Annotated in this window: 16 protein-coding genes and 1 tRNA gene; 6 read left to right on the top strand and 11 right to left on the bottom strand. The window is 60.3% G+C overall.

Going from position 1 to position 17,856, the window contains the following annotated elements; translation table 11 throughout:
- Window positions 1-170 precede the first annotated feature (170 nt).
- Window positions 171-258 (top strand) — tRNA-Leu (locus AADW23_RS09375).
- 374 nt (window positions 259-632) lie between these two features.
- Here the strand turns inward: AADW23_RS09375 and AADW23_RS09370 are convergent.
- The 8 genes from AADW23_RS09370 to AADW23_RS09335 form a co-directional block, all read right to left on the bottom strand.
- Window positions 633-1,142, bottom strand: coding sequence for a hypothetical protein (locus AADW23_RS09370; RefSeq protein WP_341864237.1), 510 nt, complete (start codon window positions 1,140-1,142; stop codon window positions 633-635).
- Window positions 1,135-2,781 (bottom strand): alpha/beta-hydrolase family protein, encoded by a 1,647-nt coding sequence (locus AADW23_RS09365; protein WP_341864236.1) that lies wholly within the window; start codon window positions 2,779-2,781, stop codon window positions 1,135-1,137. Before AADW23_RS09365 ends, AADW23_RS09370 begins: the two co-directional genes overlap by 8 nt.
- Before the next feature lie 259 nt (window positions 2,782-3,040).
- Entirely contained in the window at window positions 3,041-3,994 is a 954-nt protein-coding gene (locus tag AADW23_RS09360) for a DMT family transporter (protein ID WP_341864235.1), read from the bottom strand.
- 515 nt (window positions 3,995-4,509) lie between these two features.
- Complete coding sequence (locus tag AADW23_RS09355) at window positions 4,510-5,946, bottom strand: NAD-dependent succinate-semialdehyde dehydrogenase (protein WP_341864234.1); 1,437 nt, start codon at window positions 5,944-5,946, stop codon at window positions 4,510-4,512.
- Window positions 5,947-5,977: 31 nt separating this feature from the next.
- Window positions 5,978-7,597 (bottom strand): alkaline phosphatase family protein, encoded by a 1,620-nt coding sequence (locus tag AADW23_RS09350; protein WP_341864233.1) that lies wholly within the window; start codon window positions 7,595-7,597, stop codon window positions 5,978-5,980.
- Window positions 7,598-7,603: 6 nt separating this feature from the next.
- On the bottom strand, window positions 7,604-8,800 hold the full coding sequence (gene kynU, locus AADW23_RS09345; RefSeq protein ID WP_341864232.1) for a kynureninase: 1,197 nt from the start codon (window positions 8,798-8,800) through the stop codon (window positions 7,604-7,606).
- A gap of 28 nt (window positions 8,801-8,828) precedes the next feature.
- Window positions 8,829-9,371 (bottom strand): 3-hydroxyanthranilate 3,4-dioxygenase, encoded by a 543-nt coding sequence (locus tag AADW23_RS09340; protein WP_341864231.1) that lies wholly within the window; start codon window positions 9,369-9,371, stop codon window positions 8,829-8,831.
- A 94-nt stretch (window positions 9,372-9,465) separates the two neighbouring features.
- Window positions 9,466-10,419: a dihydrodipicolinate synthase family protein gene (locus AADW23_RS09335; protein ID WP_341864230.1), complete on the bottom strand. Its 954-nt coding sequence runs from the start codon at window positions 10,417-10,419 to the stop codon at window positions 9,466-9,468.
- 116 nt (window positions 10,420-10,535) lie between these two features.
- Between AADW23_RS09335 and AADW23_RS09330 the strand changes: the two genes are divergently transcribed.
- Window positions 10,536-11,534 (top strand): LysR substrate-binding domain-containing protein, encoded by a 999-nt coding sequence (locus AADW23_RS09330; RefSeq protein WP_341864229.1) that lies wholly within the window; start codon window positions 10,536-10,538, stop codon window positions 11,532-11,534.
- Between the two features lie 61 nt (window positions 11,535-11,595).
- Here AADW23_RS09330 and AADW23_RS09325 read toward each other — a convergent pair whose 3' ends face one another.
- The 3 genes from AADW23_RS09325 to AADW23_RS09315 form a co-directional block, all read right to left on the bottom strand.
- Window positions 11,596-12,294 (bottom strand): pirin family protein, encoded by a 699-nt coding sequence (locus tag AADW23_RS09325; RefSeq protein ID WP_341864310.1) that lies wholly within the window; start codon window positions 12,292-12,294, stop codon window positions 11,596-11,598.
- 77 nt (window positions 12,295-12,371) lie between these two features.
- The gene (locus AADW23_RS09320) at window positions 12,372-12,953 is read right to left on the bottom strand and encodes an NAD(P)H-dependent oxidoreductase (RefSeq protein WP_341864228.1); all 582 of its coding nucleotides are present in this window, start codon (window positions 12,951-12,953) and stop codon (window positions 12,372-12,374) included.
- Window positions 12,954-12,991: 38 nt separating this feature from the next.
- A complete protein-coding gene (locus AADW23_RS09315) occupies window positions 12,992-13,423 on the bottom strand; it encodes a DoxX family protein (protein WP_341864227.1) in 432 nt (143 codons plus the stop codon).
- A 110-nt stretch (window positions 13,424-13,533) separates the two neighbouring features.
- Between AADW23_RS09315 and AADW23_RS09310 the strand changes: the two genes are divergently transcribed.
- From AADW23_RS09310 to fahA, 4 genes are all read left to right on the top strand, one after another.
- A complete protein-coding gene (locus AADW23_RS09310) occupies window positions 13,534-14,439 on the top strand; it encodes a LysR substrate-binding domain-containing protein (RefSeq protein WP_341864226.1) in 906 nt (301 codons plus the stop codon).
- Window positions 14,440-14,611: 172 nt separating this feature from the next.
- Window positions 14,612-15,961, top strand: a complete 1,350-nt coding sequence (gene hmgA, locus AADW23_RS09305) for a homogentisate 1,2-dioxygenase (protein ID WP_341864225.1) — start codon at window positions 14,612-14,614, stop codon at window positions 15,959-15,961.
- On the top strand, window positions 15,958-16,587 hold the full coding sequence (gene maiA, locus AADW23_RS09300; protein WP_341864224.1) for a maleylacetoacetate isomerase: 630 nt from the start codon (window positions 15,958-15,960) through the stop codon (window positions 16,585-16,587). Before hmgA ends, maiA begins: the two co-directional genes overlap by 4 nt.
- A 22-nt stretch (window positions 16,588-16,609) precedes the next feature.
- Window positions 16,610-17,848 carry a fumarylacetoacetase gene (gene fahA, locus AADW23_RS09295; RefSeq protein WP_341864223.1) on the top strand — a complete coding sequence of 413 codons (1,239 nt, stop codon included), beginning with the start codon at window positions 16,610-16,612 and terminating at the stop codon, window positions 17,846-17,848.
- The last annotated feature ends 8 nt before the right edge of the window (window positions 17,849-17,856 follow it).

Here is a 17,856-nt window from a genome sequence, read left to right as displayed (position 1 = left end):
TAGGTTAAGCATCTCGTACCATAAAGGTGTTCCGCTGAGTACGTGGCGGATCAGTAATCGAGTAAATTGCAAAGTCTACGCGCCCTATCCCCAATCTAGGGCGCGTAGCACCTTTTGCTGACGCTCCTGCATTGTCATCCTCTCAACACATCGGTAGGGCTATGGCTGCTGCGGGCGTGATGGAATTGGTAGACATACCAGACTTAAAATCTGTTGGGCCTTGTGCCCGTGCGGGTTCGAGTCCCGCCGCCCGCACCATCATTCTAACATTGGCATTGCGATCAATTGCTTGGACAACGCCTTCACAGGTGACCCCGCCTTCGCAAGAGTGCTTGTGGATATCTGGTCCATGAAAGCCTCGATCCCGGTAAGCCGCCAATATTTTGCGACCCGTAGTCATGCCATTCAGAAGCTCGAAAATGCTCTCGCAGACCACGCGCAGGCGACAGGTGGTGGTCCGTTAGTTTGAACTTCGCCGGTGGCTCTGCGCCGACCCGTCGGGAGTATTCCGCCCCCATAGCTCGGTGTCTGATGCCCGCACCTGAGGCGATGGCCCCCACTTCAGCGATTTGGCCGATACGCTGACGGGTGCAGGGCGCTGAGGGTTACGGTCCGTTGCCATGGTCGGTCGTTCAATGAAGGAGATATTTCACCGCAGCCAATGCCGACCCGATCCCGCCAGTGAATGCCGCGTGCAACAGGCCGGGAACCACGCGTTGGTAGATCACCAAGCCGATGGAATAGCCGTAGACGAACAGCATTGCGATGGCTGCAACCTCTGCCAGACCCACGCCGACATCAAACCCGTAGATCCCTGTCGCAGCACCCGCGACCAACAGCGTCGGCACGTTGGCCGCGATCAGCGTGGGGCGGCTGTGCTGCCAGCCGAGGCGCACCTCGGCCCAACCGAAAACCCGACGGGACGCGACCGCGTCCGAGGAAATCTTGGCAAATGTCTCAGCCAGAACAATCGCAAAGATGGAGCCAAACAGGATTCCCGCCGTCTGGATCGGGCCATCGTGGGAATGCCCCATCGCCAACAGCAACGCCAACACGGTGATAGAGCCATAAATGACGCCGTGGGCATTATGCTCAATCCGGGCGATGCGCGCGCCGATTTTTGTGGCGGTCGGGTCAGTCATGATCGCATCCTTCCTGAAATCCCGCATCACAATGGGCCATAAGCCGCGCGGTATCTGCATCCGTCCAATTCGCGGGGTCTGTCACCGCAACCCATGGTCCAACATAGTCGCGGCCATAGTAGGCATGGCCATGACCGGCGGGGGCTGTGTTGGCCAAGGCCAGATCGACGGCCAGTTGGAACTGCGTCACGATCGGCATGAACCGAAGATCAGGTGATACATCTGGCCCCGGCGGCTCGTTCATCCAGGCGGGTGCCCTCCACAGCGATGCCGGCTCGTAGAACACGATCGGATCGCTGAAGTATTGCAGAAATACGATCCGCATATCACCCCAGCCATCGGCTCCGCCTGCATCCTGATAATGGGATGCGAACCGAACCAGACGACCGTCGCCCAGATTGGGGGCGATGTAGGGGCTTCCCTGTTCCCGGGAAGCAACAATCCCCTGCCACATCAGCGACGGAAACGGCGGGCCGGCCCACATCGCTCCGTCAATAGGATCATCGAGCAGCGCAAACAAATCGGTACCGTGCATCGACGACCACGCCCCAAGGCTGAGCCCATGGATGTAGAGCCGTGGTCGAGCATCCTGGGGTAAGTCACGCCAGTACGTATGGATCGTGCTGATAAGCGCCTCTGCCTGATCAAGGCCAGACCGGGTCTCCAGAATGAGAGCAAGCGGCGATTGCATGTAGGAATACTGGGCGGAGACTGTCGCGATGTCACCATTGTGCATGTAATCCACCGGGTCCATCGCGCCGGGATCCAACCATCCGGTCCCGGGTGGCAGGGCAATCACCATGACCTCTCGATCAAACCCACCTTGGCGTTGCAACTCTGCCAAGGCGATGTCTGCCCGTTCCTGCGGCGTGTCGGCCTGCGCGCGGCCGACGTAAACGCGGATCGGATCCATTGCGTCGCGTCCGGTGAGGGCTGCGATATCCTCTGCATCTGGTCCGTTCAGCACGAAGTCGCGCCCCGGTTGCCCCAAAGCCCCCCAATCCACCAGGGATGCTTCGCCCCCGGTGACAGTGCCTTCCGGGATCGGGGGTGCTGTATCGAAAAGGTTCTGGGCAAGGGTGACCGAGTTATCGAGCGCATTAATCACACGGTCCAGCAGGCCATCGCGGGTCACGATCACGACGAGAAGCACCGTCAGCATAAGTCCGGCGACGTTTGCCGTACGGGCGGGCATGTAGCGATAGAGCCTGAACCGAACCCGGTCGAAGAGCCATTTCAAGCCGTAGCTGATCAAGACGAGCAGCGCGAACACGGCCACAGCCAGCGACATCATCTGCACGGTATGGGTGCTGTCCACGAGGTCCATATCCATACGGGCGCGGATGCCATTCTGCCAGTCGCGGGCCTGTAGCAGGCACAAAACGAAGATAATCGTGACAGGTACGCCGACCACGATACGCGCGATCAAAACCGGCTTCCCCGTAGACTCGGGCAGATCAAGCAACCGCCAAAGCGTTATCATGGACCGCCCCATCAGGTAGCCGATGCCCATGACAATGCCACCCAAGGCACCCTGCACCAGCCAGCTTCGAGGGATGAGCGTCGGCGTCAATGAGGCTGCGAAGAACAACAGTCCCAGAAACAGAGGCAGCACATATAGGCCCGTTCGGTCAAACATTCGCTTTCGGCGTCCTTCTCCTAGGTCCTACAGAATGTGCCCTAGTGCGAAGCCAAAAAGGAACCCCATACAAGCGATTGCGGCTGTCCAATTGTTTCTCGCCGAAGGCTTGGGGGATCACGGTCCGGTCAGCATCACGACGTTGGCTCCGGCCGCCGCACCGGTGGATTGCTTTCGCGGCCTTGCACCGCGATAAGCAGCGCCGCACTGGCCGGGATACAACCTCCCCCATAGGGCCGCTGGAACCGGCGGGGATAAATCACCGACTGGCACGCTTCCGACGCGGAGCGGCGGTGTCTGACCGCCCTTCCCGGTGGAAGACGTAGATGCCAGACCCAAGGATAATCGCGATACCCACCCATGTCAGCATATCCGGGAAATCACCGAAGATGAGGAAGCCCAGGGCCGTCGCCATAATGATCTCAAGATACTGGAACGGGGCCAGTGCCGTGGCATCCGCCGAGCGGTAGGCTTCCGCAATCATCACGAAACTGATCGCCGCCGCCCCACCTGCACCGATGATGTAGAACATGGTCGTGGTGTCGCCCCATTGTGGAACAAGATCCATGCCACCCATTTTGCCCCATACCACCGCCAAAACGACCAGTCCCAAAGATGCATAGACCGTCGAGCCGCATTGAACCGTCAGGCCCGAACGTGTGACGGTTGCAACCTTCAGGACGACCATGTTCAGGGCGTAGGCAAAAGCAGAGATCAGAGGCAAGGCCGTCGCCCACCCGTAGTCCGAGAACCCCGGGCGGATCACGATCATCGCACCGATCAGGCCGACCCCGACGGCTATCAATCTGCGCGGACCTGCTGTTTCACCCAACAATACGCCGGCCAGAACCGTCAGGATCAACGGCTCCACGAAGAAGATCGCGATGGCCGTGGCGATGGGCATGGCGGCGAAGGCGGAGATCAGGCTGGTCAGCGAGATGATGAGCAAAAGACCCGACACCGCAATAATGGGCGAAAACATCGCGCCCTTCAGGCGGTGGCGAAGCAGATAGGCCACTGGCACAAGAAACGCAGCCTGTGCCAGAACCCGGCACATGGTCACGCCGACGGGCGACAGTGTTTCGCTTAGGAGTTTGGCGAATGTGTCACCAACCGGAAGCAGAAGCATCGCACCGATCATGAAGAGCATTCCGGCATTGGCCTGAAGACCTGCGAACGGTGCACCGGAACGTGGGTTTGCATCATACATCATCGTAGAACCTCCAAGCATCAAAACAGCCACTGAGAATGGCTGTTCAAATCCGGGCGTTCAGGATGTGTGAGTAAAGGCAAATGCCCACGACGCCATCGTGGGAACTACCGTCTGTGTTGGATATAGGCCGGGACGCAGGCAAGCAAATGCCCCGCTGGAATGGCCGATATGCGGCCCAAGCATACCGACGACGCAAGGATCATCGTTTCTGTTTTGCACCTCAAGGATGGATGGCCTTCGAGGCAAGTACCGTGCCCAACGCAACCGTCCAGAGCCCGATCAGCAAAATGTTGAAAATGGGCGCTGCGACGGGCCATGCAGTAGTTGCAGTAACGTAGGCGATGGCGGCCCGGCTACTCAGCCTTGGACCTCACTCGTCATTAACCTTCTTTCAAGGCTGGAGAACTCCGCATTCAATCGAGCCGTCTGGTCAAATTCTGACGGCTTACCGGGGCGTCAATCGGCGGCACTTCGACCTTGCCACGCCCCGGGTGTCGCCCAGCACGTCCAATGCCTCATAGGATCTTCATGCTATGGGAGATGTTCTTGACGTAGGTGTAATTGTGCAGTCCTTCTGTACCGCCTTCACGCCCGTAACCACTTGATTTGACGCCCCCAAATGGCGTTTCCGGCAGGGAGGCTTCGAGCGTGTTGAACGAGACGTTGCCCGCCTCGATCCCTTCCGCCATTCGATCAATATAATCGGCACGGTTGCTGAACCCATAAGCGGCAAGGCCAAAGGGCACAGAGTTCGCCTTCTCGATCGCTTCATCCAGGGACGCCACCGAATTGATCACGGCCAGCGGACCGAATGGTTCCTCCTGCATGACGCGCGCATCGTCGGGCACGTTTACCAGAACGGTGGGCTCCATGAAGTACCCGGCGCGATCCATCGCAGAGCCACCAGTGGCGACAGTTGCACCTTTGGCGCGGGCGTCCTCCACCAGGCCCATCAGCATGGGCACCCTGCGTTCATTGGCCAGCGGCCCCATTTCCACGCCGTCCTCGGTACCGTCACCCACCCTTGTTTCCGAGGCCCGCTTGACGAAAGCCTCGACGTATTCGTCAAAGATGCTCTCATGGACAAAGAACCGCGTCGGCGAAGTGCAGACCTGCCCCGCATTTCGCATCTTGCGTACAGCCCCGCTGATCGCGGCCTTTTGCACGTCGGTGTCTTCGCAGACAATCACCGGCGCGTGGCCGCCCAATTCCATCAGCACCGGCGTCATATGCTCGGACGCCAACGTCGTCAGCTGACGGCCAATGGCGGTGGACCCAGTGAACGCCACAAGACGCACAGCATCCTGTCGGATCAGGTAATCCGAGATCATCGCGGGCTCGCCGAATACAAGGTTCAGGACCCCCGCGGGCAGTCCTGCGTCGTGGAAGGCCCGCGCAATGTGCAGTGCACCAGCGGGGGTTTCTTCTGCAGCCTTCAGGATGATGGAGCAGCCCGAAGCGATGGCACCGGCCACCTTTCGCGCGGGCTGGCTCATCGGGAAATTCCACGGCGACAGACCCGCCACGACACCCAGCGGGCGATGGTGGACGGTGTATTTGGTGTCAGGGGCCGAAGGGATGACCCGGCCATAAAGTCGTGTCGCCTCGCCCGCGTCCCACTCGAAGAATTCGCAGCCTCGGATGACTTCAAGGCGCGCTTGATCCAGTGGTTTGCCGTGCTCTGCGGTGATCGACTGGGCAATTTCCTCCTGCCGTTCGCGCAGCAGCGCTGACGCGCGCATCATAACATCGGCCCGCTCTTTGGGCGCGGTATCGCGCCAGATGCGGAAACCCTTTTCCGCGGCTGCCATGGCATCTTCCAGATCGGACTTTCCAGCGCTTGGCAGACGGCCAATCTCCTGCCCTGTCGCGGGGTTCACGACGGGCATATCCTCCGCCGTCTTGCGCCATTTGCCGTCAATATAGAGTTGGAGATCTGGATAGGCGTACATGGTATCCTCACGGGTGAGAGTTTGCGTTGCGTTAGTAATTGGAATGGCCCGCGGCGTGGATTTCGGCCTCATCAGCCTCGTCCCAGACGCCTATAAAAATGCCCACCCGCGCCTCGGAGCCGAAATCGGCCTCGATGGCGGCGTCCGACATGGTGACGCGGGAATGGTGGCGGAGCGCCCAGTCGAACAGATGCCCTTGCAGGCGGGTAATCGTCTGTGCGTAATCCGGGTGCGTGCCGAGATCGGTGAACTCGTCCGGGTCTTCATGCAGATCGTACAGCATCGGGCGGAAGCCGGTGATGTTGATCAGCTTGTAGCGCCCGTCAAAGACCATCTGCGTGCGGCAATCGGCGATGGGCATGTTAAGCGTCTTGCGGGCGATGCGGGTTGAATAGTCGAACTCCGAGATCACGAACTCGCGGAGCGGCGTGGTGTCGCCCGCCAGCAGCGGCTTGAGGGATTTACCTTCGATGATGTGGTCGGGAACCTCGCCGCCGCAGGCCTCGATGAAGGTGGGCAGCAGGTCGATGGATTCGACCAGCGCATCGCTGACGGTGCCGCGCGAGGCATCGCTGTCGCGAGACGGGTCCATGACGATCAGCGGGATCTTGACCGAGCATTCGTGGAACAGGTCTTTCTCCCCCAGCCAATGATCGCCCAGATAATCACCGTGGTCCGAAGTGAAGACGATCAGCGTATTGTCGGCCTGCTCCGTCGCCTCCAGATGCGCCCGGAGGCGACCGATATGATCGTCAATCTGTGTGATCAGCCCCATGTAGACCGGGATCACCCGCTCGCGCACGCCGGGCTGGTTGAACACCTTCGCCACGCGGGTGTCGTGGAACGCGGCGAGAAACGGATGGGCATTCTCGCGTTCCGCCTCGGATCTATGGGCGGGAATGACATCGGCCTCGGAATACATGTCGTGGTACGGGGCGGAGGCAACATAAGGCCAGTGCGGCTTGATGTAGCTGAGGTGCAGGCACCACGGTTGATCGCCCGCGTCGTCGATGAACGCCATGGCGCGGTCTGTGGTATAGGCGGTTTCGCTATCTTCCTCGGGGCATTTGGCGGGGCGGTTGGCATGCTCCATATGCCAGGCGGAAAGCGCCTCACCCTTGTCACCCTCAGGCGCGTTGGCCCAGCTTTCCCAAGGGCTTTCGCCCTCCATCCCCTTGGCGCGCAGGTGGTCGTTGTAGTGCGACGGCGCGCGGCCTTTCGCGGGGTGGACGCCGTCCATGCGGTCCCACAACTCGAACCCCGCCTGCTCCATTAACTTGGCCTCGGCGGTGGTGCGGTCCACGCCCAGGCGCTCCATCCCCTCCCCATCGGGAACCACGTGGCTCTTGCCGCAGAGCGCCGTGCGCACACCGAGGGGCCGCAAATAATCGCCAATGCCCATCTCACCCACACGCAGGGGAAACGAGTTCCAGGTGGAGCCATGGCTGCGCGGATAGCGCCCGGTGTAGGTGCTCATCCGGCTAGGGCCGCAGACGGGCGATTGCACGTAGGCGTTGGTGAAGCGCACGCCCTGCGCCGCCAATGCGTCGATGTTGGGCGTGCGTTGGGTCGGATGCCCATAGCAGCCCAGGTAATCAAACCGCAGCTGATCACACATGATGAACAGGATATTTGGCGGACGCTTTGCCATGGTGCTTCAGGTCACGCGGGAGCGGTGCTGGAACTCGGGCTGTTTCCAGACCTCATCGGTCAGGATGCGCTCCATCGTGTCGACGGCCTTGTGGATGTCGTCCACGTTGATGAACAGCGGCGTGATGCCGAAGCGCATGATGTCGGGCTCGCGGTAGTCGCCGATCACACCGTTGGCGATGAGCGCCTGCATCAGCGGGTAGCTGTGCTCGAACCGGAAGGCGACGTGACTGCCGCGGGTGTGCGGATCACGGGGGCCGGCAAAGCTGACGCCCTCGCAGCGCTTCTCGACCTCGGCGATCATCAGTTCCGACAATTCAATCGACTTGGCGCGCAGGTCGTCCATGTCGACCTCGTCCCAGACATCCAGCGCCGCCTTGAGCAAGGAGAAAGCCGCAATCGACGGCGTGCCGATGCGCATCCGGTCGATCTTGCCGGGCATGGGGCGGAACGATGTGTCGAAGGCAAAGGGCGCCTCGTGGCCGTACCAGCCCGACAGCGCCGGTTCGACCACGTCGAGCAAGCGTTTGGCCACATAGATGAACGCCGGCGCACCGGGGCCTGCGTTCACATATTTATACGTGCAGCCGACGGCGAAATCGACGTCTGTGCCCGCCACGTCCACCGGCACCGCACCGATGGAGTGCGCCAAATCCCAGACAACGACGGCGCCCTTGGCGTGGGCCTTCTCCACGATGGCCTTCATGTCGTGCTTGCGGCTGGTGCGATAGTCAACCTCGGTGATCATCACCACCGCGACCTCTTCAGTTATCGCGTCCAGCACGTCCTCCGGGTCGGGGATCTGCAGGGAATAGCCCGCGTCCTTCAGCTTCATCAGCCCTTCGACCATGTAAAGATCGGTGGGGAAGTTGCCGTTGTCCGACAGGATCACCTTGCGGTCCGGCACCAGTGCGATACCTGCCGCGACGGCCTGAAATACCTTGATCGACAGCGTGTCGCTGACCACCGTGGTGCCTGCGGGCGCGCCGATCAGCTTGCCCACCCGGTCGCCGAGCGTATTGGTCTGCATGAACCAATCCTTGGTGTTCCAGCCTCGGATCAGCTCCGTGCGCCATTCGTCCATCAGGAACTCGTTCATCGCATCGGGCGCGGCCTTGGGCATCGGCCCCAGCGAGTTGCCGTTGAGGTAGATCACCCCTTCGGGCAGGTCGAACATGGCGCGGGTCTTGGCAAAATCAGTCATCGGGTGCTTTCAGGGAATTGGGGAATTTTCAGAGCGTAACCCAGCCCTCAGGCGGCTCTTTGCCGGGGTGGACGGCGTTGCAGTTGGGGCAGGTCCGCGCCTCTTGCGACTCATAGAAGGCTTCATAGACGGGCGGCAGGTCGCGGACGATGGATTCCAGCTGCAACTCGGCGCGATGCACCAGCGTGCCGCACTCGAAGCAATACCACTCGATGGCATCGAATTCTCCGGTCTGGCGCTTGGGTTCGACGACCAGGCCGATGGAGCCCTCTTGCGGGCGCTGCGGCGAGTGGCGGACGTGGGGCGGCAGCAGGAAGATCTCTCCCTCGCGGATCGGCACGTCATAGAACTCCTTGCCGTCATAGAGCTTCAGGACCATGTCGCCTTCAATCTGATAGAAGAATTCTTCCACCGGATCGTCATGGTAATCGGTGCGCTTGTTGGGGCCGCCCACGACGGTCACCATCAAGTCCGCGTCTTCCCAGATCTGCTGGTTGCCCACTGGCGGCTTGAGCAAGTGGCGGTGCTCATCAATCCACTGCTTGAAATTGAATGCGGCTAGTCGTGACATGAGATCCTCCCTTCTGCCGAAGATACGGTGACCCCCAGCTACACTTTCGATCAGTGATCGAGCTATTCACCTTCGCGATAACAAATGCGTGGCATCACAGCTTCAGACCACAGGATGCAAACGCCGCGCGGGTCGCAGACTTCTCGGCCTCTGTCAGCTCCAGCATCGGATGGCGTACGCGGCCGCCGGTCTGGCCCAACAGCTCCTGCCAGTATTTGCCGTGCGCCGTCGGCTTGCCGCCCGGCTTGGTGCGGTGGATCGCGTCGCGCACGGGATCGAGGCTGTCGCGCACCTTGCGCGCCTGATCGAACTTACCCGCAAAGGCCAATTCCGTATACTCGTGCATCCGCAAATCGTTGGCCGTCTGAATCTGGTACGGCGGGGAGGAGCAGAGGTACAATTGCCAGCCCAACTCCTCGATATTGTCCAGCCAATCGGGCTCGGCCGAGGTGGAAACAAGGATCTTGTCGCCAACCATTTCCGTCAGCTTCGCGTACATCGCACGCGGGACCGAGTATTTCACCGCCATGATGTTGGGCAATTCCGCAATGCGGGCGCAGGTCTCGGGCTGCATCAGGTAGCCGCTGTCAGGGTGGCTCCACATCGCGATGCCGATATCCAGGCGGTCGCAGAGGTACTTGTAATAGTTATACAGCAGCTCGTCGCGGTCGCTGGCAAAACTCAGCATCGGCGCGTGCACAACCACGTAATCCGCGCCACACTCCTGCGCGTGATAGCCCAGTTCCAGCACGTTGTTCACATTCTGGTCCGAGATCGACATGATCGTCCCGGCTTTGTCGCCGCATTCATCAGCCGCAATCGTCATGTTGTCTTTGCGTTCCTGCATCGACATCGACCAGAACTCGCCCTGCTTGCCCGCGACGAACAGGCCCTGAATGCCCAGATCGTCGATCCAGTGGCGGATGTTTCGACGCAGCCCGGCCTCATCAAGGTTCAGGTCGTCGTCAAACGGGTTCAACGCCGCCGCCCAGATGCCGCGCATGGTTTCCCGCGAATAGGCTTTGGCCTGGTGCTTTTCGTATTTCATGACGTTGGCTCCTGCTGTCGCGCAATCCGCTGTGACTTTGAAGAAGATAGCACCAAGGGCGGGCCTGAACGCCACATGAATCAGCCCTATGTTGCTATTCGTTAATTGTATATCAGATGGAATTCATCTTACCCTTTCAGAGAGACCAGGCGCATCCCCGAGGACCCCCAATGGCACCACACCATTCCCGCATCGTTGAACGCGCACTCACAAGGCTGAAGTTGCGCCAATTGCAATTGCTGATCGCCGTCGGTCAGCATGGAAACATACAGAACGCGGCGACCGAGGTCGGCATATCCCAACCGGCAGCAACAAAGATGATTCAGGATCTTGAGCTGGATTTTGAGGTAAAGCTGTTCCGCCGCACCAACCGCGGCGCCCTCCCTACGGTGTTTGGAGAGACCCTTATCCGCCACGGCAAATTGATCTTCTCGCAAGTGTCCAATGCCGCGCAGGAATTGGACGACCTCAACGTGGGCAACAGCGGGAGGGTCGTCATCGGGACGCTTCTGGCGGCGTCGTCGCAGCTGTTGCCAACGGCGATCGAGTCGGTGCTGCGGACCCGACCAAAAGTGATGATCAAGGTTGTCGAGGGGACAAACGACGCGTTGATGCCGGCGCTTCTGGCTGGCGAAATCGACATCGTGCTTGGCAGGTTGCCCAACTTGCGGCACCGCTCGAAGCTGGTGCAGGAACGGCTGTTTGGCGAAAAGGTGCTTGCGGTGACGGGACCGAAACATCCGTTGGCCGGCAAAACGGGCGTGACGTTTGAAGACTTGAAACGGTTCACATGGATTCTGCCGCCGTTGGAAACCACGCTGCGTCGCCAGGTCGATCAGTACTTTGTCAAACGGGAGCAATACGCACCCGCAATCGCTGTGGAGTCAGTTTCGTTTTTGGCGAACCGGGCGCTCTTGCGAACCCGTGACTTCATCGGACTGATGCCTGAGCACGTCCCTTCGTTGGATATCGAGAACGGCCTTTTAACGCGGATTGATTGGGACGTTCCGTTCGGTGCGGGCTCGGTCGGCGTGTCGCATCGGGGCGAGGCAAGCCTATCCCCGGCGAGCATCGCGTTTCTGGAGGCGCTAAGGGCGGCCGTGTCCGAGAATTAAGCCGAACGCGCGAAAGCCCGCCTCGGGTCCGAGGCGGGCCTACCCTTGCATGTCACCGTCATCAGGCAGCAAGATCAAAGAACAGGATTTCGGCGTCAGCCCCATTTGCAAACGTCAGCGTCCCATCGCCTTCAATCGCAAGCCCGTCGCCTTTTGACAGGGCGACGTTGTTCACAGTCAACGCCCCGTCTGCCACCTGCACCCAGGCCTTGCGGCCCGCAGGCACATCGGCGGTGAACGACTGATCGCCGCGCAAAGTGGCCGCATAGACGCTGGCGTCAGCCTGTGTCGCCATGGAACCGTCCCGCCCGTCGTGGGACAAGAACAGTTTCAGTTTGCCGTCCTTGTCCGCAGGTGAGAGATCAATGGTGTCGTAGGCAGGCGCTGTGTTCTGCACGTCCGGCAGCAGCCAGACCTGCAAGAACCGCATTTCGTCAGTCTCGGACGGGTTGAACTCGGAATGGGTCACACCCGACCCTGCGCTCATGTATTGCACGCCACCGGCGTCCACGACCGAGCCGTTGCCCATGCTATCCTTGTGCGCAAGCGCGCCCCCCATGACGTAGGAGAAAATTTCAGCGTTCTTGTGCGGGTGCTGCCCGAAGCCTTTGCCCCCGGCGACAAGGTCATCGTTGATGACGCGCAGGTTGCCGAAGCCCATGTGGGCCGGGTCGTAGTATTCACCGAAGCTGAAACTATGGGCGGACTTGAGCCAGCCGAAGTCCGCTTTGCCACGCGCGTCGGCAGGGCGGCGGGTCAGCTTCAGGGTATCTTGGTGAGTGATGTCTTAGTGAAGTGTCATTTTGTCATTCCTTTCGAAAGAGTGGACGTTGAGCGCTACGATTTGCGCGCCAACGCCGTTGAAGTCTCGACCAGCTGCGTCACGGTCGTTTCAAGGAATTTCGCCTGCATCTCCGTGACCAAGGCGCCATCTCCGTCAAACGCAGTTGCCCCACTTGAAACAGCGACTTGGGCGGGCACGACAGTGACCCCGATATTGCCCAGGATCATCCGAAGGTGAACGAGGCCGCGCAAACCACCCAGAGCACCGGGCGCGACGGATCCGAGGGCCGCAACCTTGCCGGAAAAGGCCCACAAGACAGGCTCACTTTCCGTGTGCGGGCGCGAGATCCAGTCCAAGGCGTTCTTCAGCAAAGGCGCGACAGAGCTGTTGTATTCCGGCGACGCGATGAAGAACCCGTCATGGTCCACAAACAACTGTTTAAGGCGCTTTGCGGCCTCTGGCAGGCCCGTGGCCGCTTCGATATCGCCGTTGTAAATCGGCATGACGAAATCCGCGAGATCGATCAAAGTGACCTCTGCCCCCGCCGCTTTGGCGGTGCTCGCAGCCAAGGCTGCGAGCTTCTTGTTGGTCGAGGCTTTGCGCGCACTTCCGGCGAACATAAGTAGCTTGGTCATGGCATTTGCTTTCCGTACAACGGGTTTGTCGCCGACAATCAGGCCTTCAGGCTTTGTGGGATGAAACCGTCCACAATCGGCAACTTGCGAAGCGCAAACGCACCGCCGCCCTGAACCGCGACAGCAACGCTAAGTGCTACCAACAGCAAGGGGAATTCCCAACCGCCGTTGGGCGCGCTGAACAGCCAACCGTTTGCGGCGTGGACCCAGACCGAACCGATCAGGAGCGGGAGCGACAACAGGGCAACAATCCGGGAATAGAGGCCCAGGATCAGAGCGGTCCCGCCCGCGAGTTCGGCGAAGATCGTCAGATATGCCGCAATCGCGGGCAGGCCGAGGCTTTCAAAATAGCCGACTGTGCCGGGGATCGTGAAGGTGAGGAGTTTCAGGAGGCCGTGGGCCAACAGGACAACGCCAAGGGAAACGCGGGTGATGAAGGCGCCGTAGTTCAGTTCAGTTTCGTTCGTCATTTTCTTGCTCCAGATGTGTGCTTTGTTCTGGGAGTGATATTGCACGTGACCACCTGATTGATAATACTGCCCCTCGGAAGATAACTCGTTCCATTTGGTTGATAATAGACATGGATCATATTTCACGCGTCGGCGTCTTCTTGGCCGTGGTCAAAGCTGCCAGCTTCAACGGCGCTGCGAACGCCTTGGGCATCACCAGTTCCGCTGTGTCCAAGCAGATACAGAACCTGGAGCACGACCTGCAAATCAAACTGCTGAACCGTACAACGCGCAATGTCTCCCCCACCGAAGAGGGCGCTATATATTATGAACGTGCCACCCGTGCACTGGAGGATTTGCAAGAAGCCGAGGACCAGATCAACGAGTTGAAATCCCGCCCGCGCGGCCCCTTGAAGGTGAGTCTGCCTCAGAGCCTCGGGATCAAGTATTACGGTGACGCCATCGCGTCGTTTGCCGCCCAATACCCGGAGGTAGAGCTGGACGTGAGCCTCGACGACCGCCTTGTCGATATCGCCACTGAGGGGTTTGATCTTGCGGTGCGCATCGGCTCGCTCAAGGATACGAGCCTGATCGCGCGCCGGATGGCTGATTGTCCTCTCGTGCTATGCGCCAGTCCCGCTTATCTCCAGACGCACGGGGTCCCGCAACAGCCCGACGATCTGGCGCATCACAATGTTCTGGCCTTCACCGGGAACAGAGGGCCCCATGAATGGCGGTATACCGATAGCGCCGGGGAAACCGGCCAAGTGTCCTTGCAAGGCAATTTCAAATCGGACTCGGGCGAGATCCTGTGTCAGGCCGCGCTGAAACATATCGGCATCGTGATTTTGCCAATCTTCTATGTGGCCCGGCACCTCAAGTCCGAAGATCTGCAAATCGTTCTGCCCCACCTTTCGACCTTCCCCAAACGCGAGATCTTTGCGGTGTTTCCGCCCAGCCGATTTCAACCCACAAGGCTTCGCCTGATCGTCGATCATTTGGTTGCAGCATCTAAACAGCTTCCCTGGATGCCGTGACCCAGGATCGGCTGACGTCGGCCCCGGAACTTGATCCCGACACGACCGCCAAGCTTGCTCAAGAGTTCCACTTGGTGAAACGCCATGTCGACGGTACCGGTAGCGTCCAACTATCCTGCATCCAGGTTGCGGCCCCAAATTCAGGCCGTGCAAGGCAAACTGGAGGGATAAAATGAACGCTCAGGACGCATCGACGCTGACGCAGGCCGACGGCTCAACCGTAACCCCCGGCTACATGCCCGGTTTTGGCAATGACTTTGAAACCGAGGCGCTGCCCGGCGCCCTGCCCCAAGGCATGAACTCTCCGCAGAAGGTGAACTACGGTCTTTACGGAGAGCAGCTTTCCGGCACCGCCTTCACCGACGTGCGGCCCGAGCGGACGTGGTGCTACCGCATCCGCCCTTCGGTCAAGCACTCCCACCGCTACACCAAGATTGATCTGCCGCATTTCCGTTCCGCCCCCGACATCCATCCCGATGTCACATCTTTGGGCCAGTACCGTTGGGATCCGGTGCCCCATTCGGGCGAGAAGCTTACGTGGCTGACAGGCATGCGCACGATGACCACGGCGGGCGACGTGAATACCCAAGTCGGCATGGCCTCTCACATCTATCTCGTGACGGAATCCATGAAGGACGCATATTTCTTCTCGGCCGACAGCGAGATGCTGATCGTCCCGCAAGAGGGTCGTCTGCGATTTGCCACCGAATTGGGCATCATCGACGTTGAACCCAAGGAAATTGCAATCATCCCGCGCGGCCTCGTCTACCGGGTCGAGGTGCTCGAAGGGCCTGCCCGTGGCTTCGTCTGCGAGAACTACGGCCAGAAATTCGAACTTCCGGGCCGCGGCCCCATCGGCGCCAACTGCATGGCCAACCCGCGGGATTTCAAAGCCCCCGTTGCGGCGTTCGAGGACCGCGAGGTTCCGTCCACGGTGACGGTGAAGTGGTGCGGCCAGTTTCACGAAACAACGATCGGTCAAAGTCCGCTCGACGTCGTTGCGTGGCACGGCAACTATGCGCCCTACAAATATGATCTACGCACCTATTGCCCGGTCGGCGCGATCCTGTTCGATCACCCCGATCCGTCAATCTTCACAGTCCTGACCGCGCCGTCAGGACAGGAAGGCACAGCAAATATCGACTTCGTGTTGTTCCGGGAGCGTTGGATGGTCATGGAAGATACCTTCCGCCCGCCCTGGTATCACAAGAACATCATGTCCGAGATGATGGGCAATATATATGGCCAGTACGACGCAAAGCCGCACGGCTTTGTCCCCGGTGGGGTCAGCCTGCACAATATGATGTTGCCCCATGGGCCGGACCGTGACGCGTTCGAGAAAGCCTCCAATGCCGACCTGGGCCCCGACAAGCTGGACAACACCATGTCCTTCATGTTCGAGACCCGCTTTCCCCAGCAACTGACCCAGTTCGCAGGCAAGGAAGCACCGCTGCAAGACGACTACATTGATTGCTGGAAGGACATCGAAAAGAAATTCGATGGCACGCCGGGCAAGAAATGAAACTATATACGTATTGGCGATCTACCACGTCCTACCGCGTGCGGGTCGCGCTGAACCTCAAGGGGATCGCCTATGAGGCGGTCCCGGTGGATCTGGTCGCGGGCGAGCAGCGCGCACCGGATTACGCGGTGCTGAACCCCGGCCAAGGCGTGCCGACACTTGTGTTGAACGACGGCACCGTGCTGACGCAATCCATGGCCATTCTCGACTGGTTGGAAGAAACCCACCCCGATCCGGCACTGTTGCCCGGGGACGCCGTGGCGCGTGCGCAGGTGCGTGCGGCGGCGCTGACCATGGCTACGGATGTGCACCCGGTGAACAATCTCAGGGTGGTGGGCAAGTTGAAATCCATGGGCCATTCCCAGGATGAAGCGGTAGATTGGATGAACGATTGGATGACGCGCGGCTTTACCGCGCTCAGCCGCCTGATCCGGGACGACACCGCATTCTGCTTCGGTGACGCGCCGGGGCTGGCCGACCTCTGCCTTGTCCCGCAGCTTTACAACGCGCATCGCTGGGGCTGCGATCTGACGCCTTTCGCGCGATTGACCGAGATCGAGGCGCGCTGCCTTGCCCTGCCCGCATTCGACCGCGCGCGGCCCGAAACACAACCTGACGCCTCCTGAAGCCTTCAAGAAGGATACTCCGATGACTGATCTGATCCGCTCTTGGGTTGAGACCGCGAATGACGCGGACAGCCCCTTCCCCCTCAACAACCTGCCGTTTGGTGTATTCTCAGCGGGCGACACACCGCGCTGCGCCACCGCGATTGGCGACAAGGTTCTAGACCTTTCTGCCCTGCAATCGGCTGGTCTGCTGCCGGACCACGGATTTGACACGCCCGCGCTCAACTCCTTCATGGGCAAAGGGAAAGAGGCTTGGGCCGACGTGCGCCAGACCCTGACCGACCTGCTGCGCGAAGGCGCTGAACAGGACGTCGTGAAAGACGCGCTCCACGCTATGGACAGCGTCACTATGCACCTGCCCTTCACCGTCGCTGAATACACGGACTTCTACGCTGGCCGTCAGCACGCGTTCAACGTCGGCTCTCTGTTCCGCGACCCGGCCAACGCCCTGCCGCCCAACTGGTTGCATATTCCGATCGGCTACAACGGCCGCGCCTCTACGGTTGTCGTTTCCGGCACCGATTTCCACCGGCCCATGGGGCAGATGAAGGGCCCGCAGGACGACATGCCAAGCTTTGGCCCCTGCAAGCGCCTCGATATCGAGCTGGAGATGGGCGCGGTCGTGGGCGTGCCCTCGGAAATGGGCGCGCCGATCAGCGTGGATGAGGCCAACGAGATGATCTTTGGCTATGTCCTGCTAAACGACTGGTCCGCACGCGACCTTCAGGCGTGGGAATACCAGCCCCTCGGACCGTTCCAAGCAAAGGCCTTCGCCACCACGATCAGTCCCTGGGTTGTGACAAAAGCGGCGCTTCACGCGTTCCGCTGCGACACCCCCGAGCGCGAAAAGGAACTCCTTCCCCACATCAAGGACACCGGGCCGATGCTTTATGACATCGACCTGTCAGTCACGATGACCGCCCCCGGCGGCGCGCCCACGGTGATCTGCGAGACGAATTACAACACTTTGTATTACTCCGCCGCGCAGCAGCTGGCGCACCACGCCTCCTCGGGCTGTGCCATGCGCACGGGCGATTTGCTTGGGTCGGGCACCATTTCGGGTCCCGAGAAGGGCATGTTCGGCTCGCTTCTGGAAATGACATGGGGCGGCAAGGAGACCCTGACGCTTGAGGGCGGTGAAACCCGCACGTTCATCGAAGATGGAGACACGCTGGCCCTGCACGGCCATGCACAAGGCAACGGCTACCGCATTGGCTTTGGCCCCTGCACAGGCACCGTGCTTCCGGCCAAAGGCACCTGAAAAGGAGG

Source organism: Gymnodinialimonas sp. 57CJ19, assembly GCF_038396845.1.
In the GTDB taxonomy this organism is placed as follows: domain Bacteria; phylum Pseudomonadota; class Alphaproteobacteria; order Rhodobacterales; family Rhodobacteraceae; genus Gymnodinialimonas.
This window is presented reverse-complemented; position numbering and strand designations above follow the sequence as displayed.

Coding starts and splice junctions, on each gene's coding strand:
- kynU (WP_341864232.1), bottom strand. CDS start 8,800: ATGACTGATTTTGCCAAGACCCGCGCCATGTTCGACCTGCCCGAAGGG.
- maiA (WP_341864224.1), top strand. CDS start 15,958: ATGAAACTATATACGTATTGGCGATCTACCACGTCCTACCGCGTGCGG.
- AADW23_RS09350 (WP_341864233.1), bottom strand. CDS start 7,597: ATGGCAAAGCGTCCGCCAAATATCCTGTTCATCATGTGTGATCAGCTG.
- AADW23_RS09320 (WP_341864228.1), bottom strand. CDS start 12,953: ATGACCAAGCTACTTATGTTCGCCGGAAGTGCGCGCAAAGCCTCGACC.
- hmgA (WP_341864225.1), top strand. CDS start 14,612: ATGAACGCTCAGGACGCATCGACGCTGACGCAGGCCGACGGCTCAACC.
- AADW23_RS09330 (WP_341864229.1), top strand. CDS start 10,536: ATGGAATTCATCTTACCCTTTCAGAGAGACCAGGCGCATCCCCGAGGA.
- AADW23_RS09370 (WP_341864237.1), bottom strand. CDS start 1,142: ATGACTGACCCGACCGCCACAAAAATCGGCGCGCGCATCGCCCGGATT.
- AADW23_RS09340 (WP_341864231.1), bottom strand. CDS start 9,371: ATGTCACGACTAGCCGCATTCAATTTCAAGCAGTGGATTGATGAGCAC.
- AADW23_RS09365 (WP_341864236.1), bottom strand. CDS start 2,781: ATGTTTGACCGAACGGGCCTATATGTGCTGCCTCTGTTTCTGGGACTG.
- fahA (WP_341864223.1), top strand. CDS start 16,610: ATGACTGATCTGATCCGCTCTTGGGTTGAGACCGCGAATGACGCGGAC.
- AADW23_RS09310 (WP_341864226.1), top strand. CDS start 13,534: ATGGATCATATTTCACGCGTCGGCGTCTTCTTGGCCGTGGTCAAAGCT.
- AADW23_RS09360 (WP_341864235.1), bottom strand. CDS start 3,994: ATGATGTATGATGCAAACCCACGTTCCGGTGCACCGTTCGCAGGTCTT.
- AADW23_RS09335 (WP_341864230.1), bottom strand. CDS start 10,419: ATGAAATACGAAAAGCACCAGGCCAAAGCCTATTCGCGGGAAACCATG.
- AADW23_RS09355 (WP_341864234.1), bottom strand. CDS start 5,946: ATGTACGCCTATCCAGATCTCCAACTCTATATTGACGGCAAATGGCGC.
- AADW23_RS09315 (WP_341864227.1), bottom strand. CDS start 13,423: ATGACGAACGAAACTGAACTGAACTACGGCGCCTTCATCACCCGCGTT.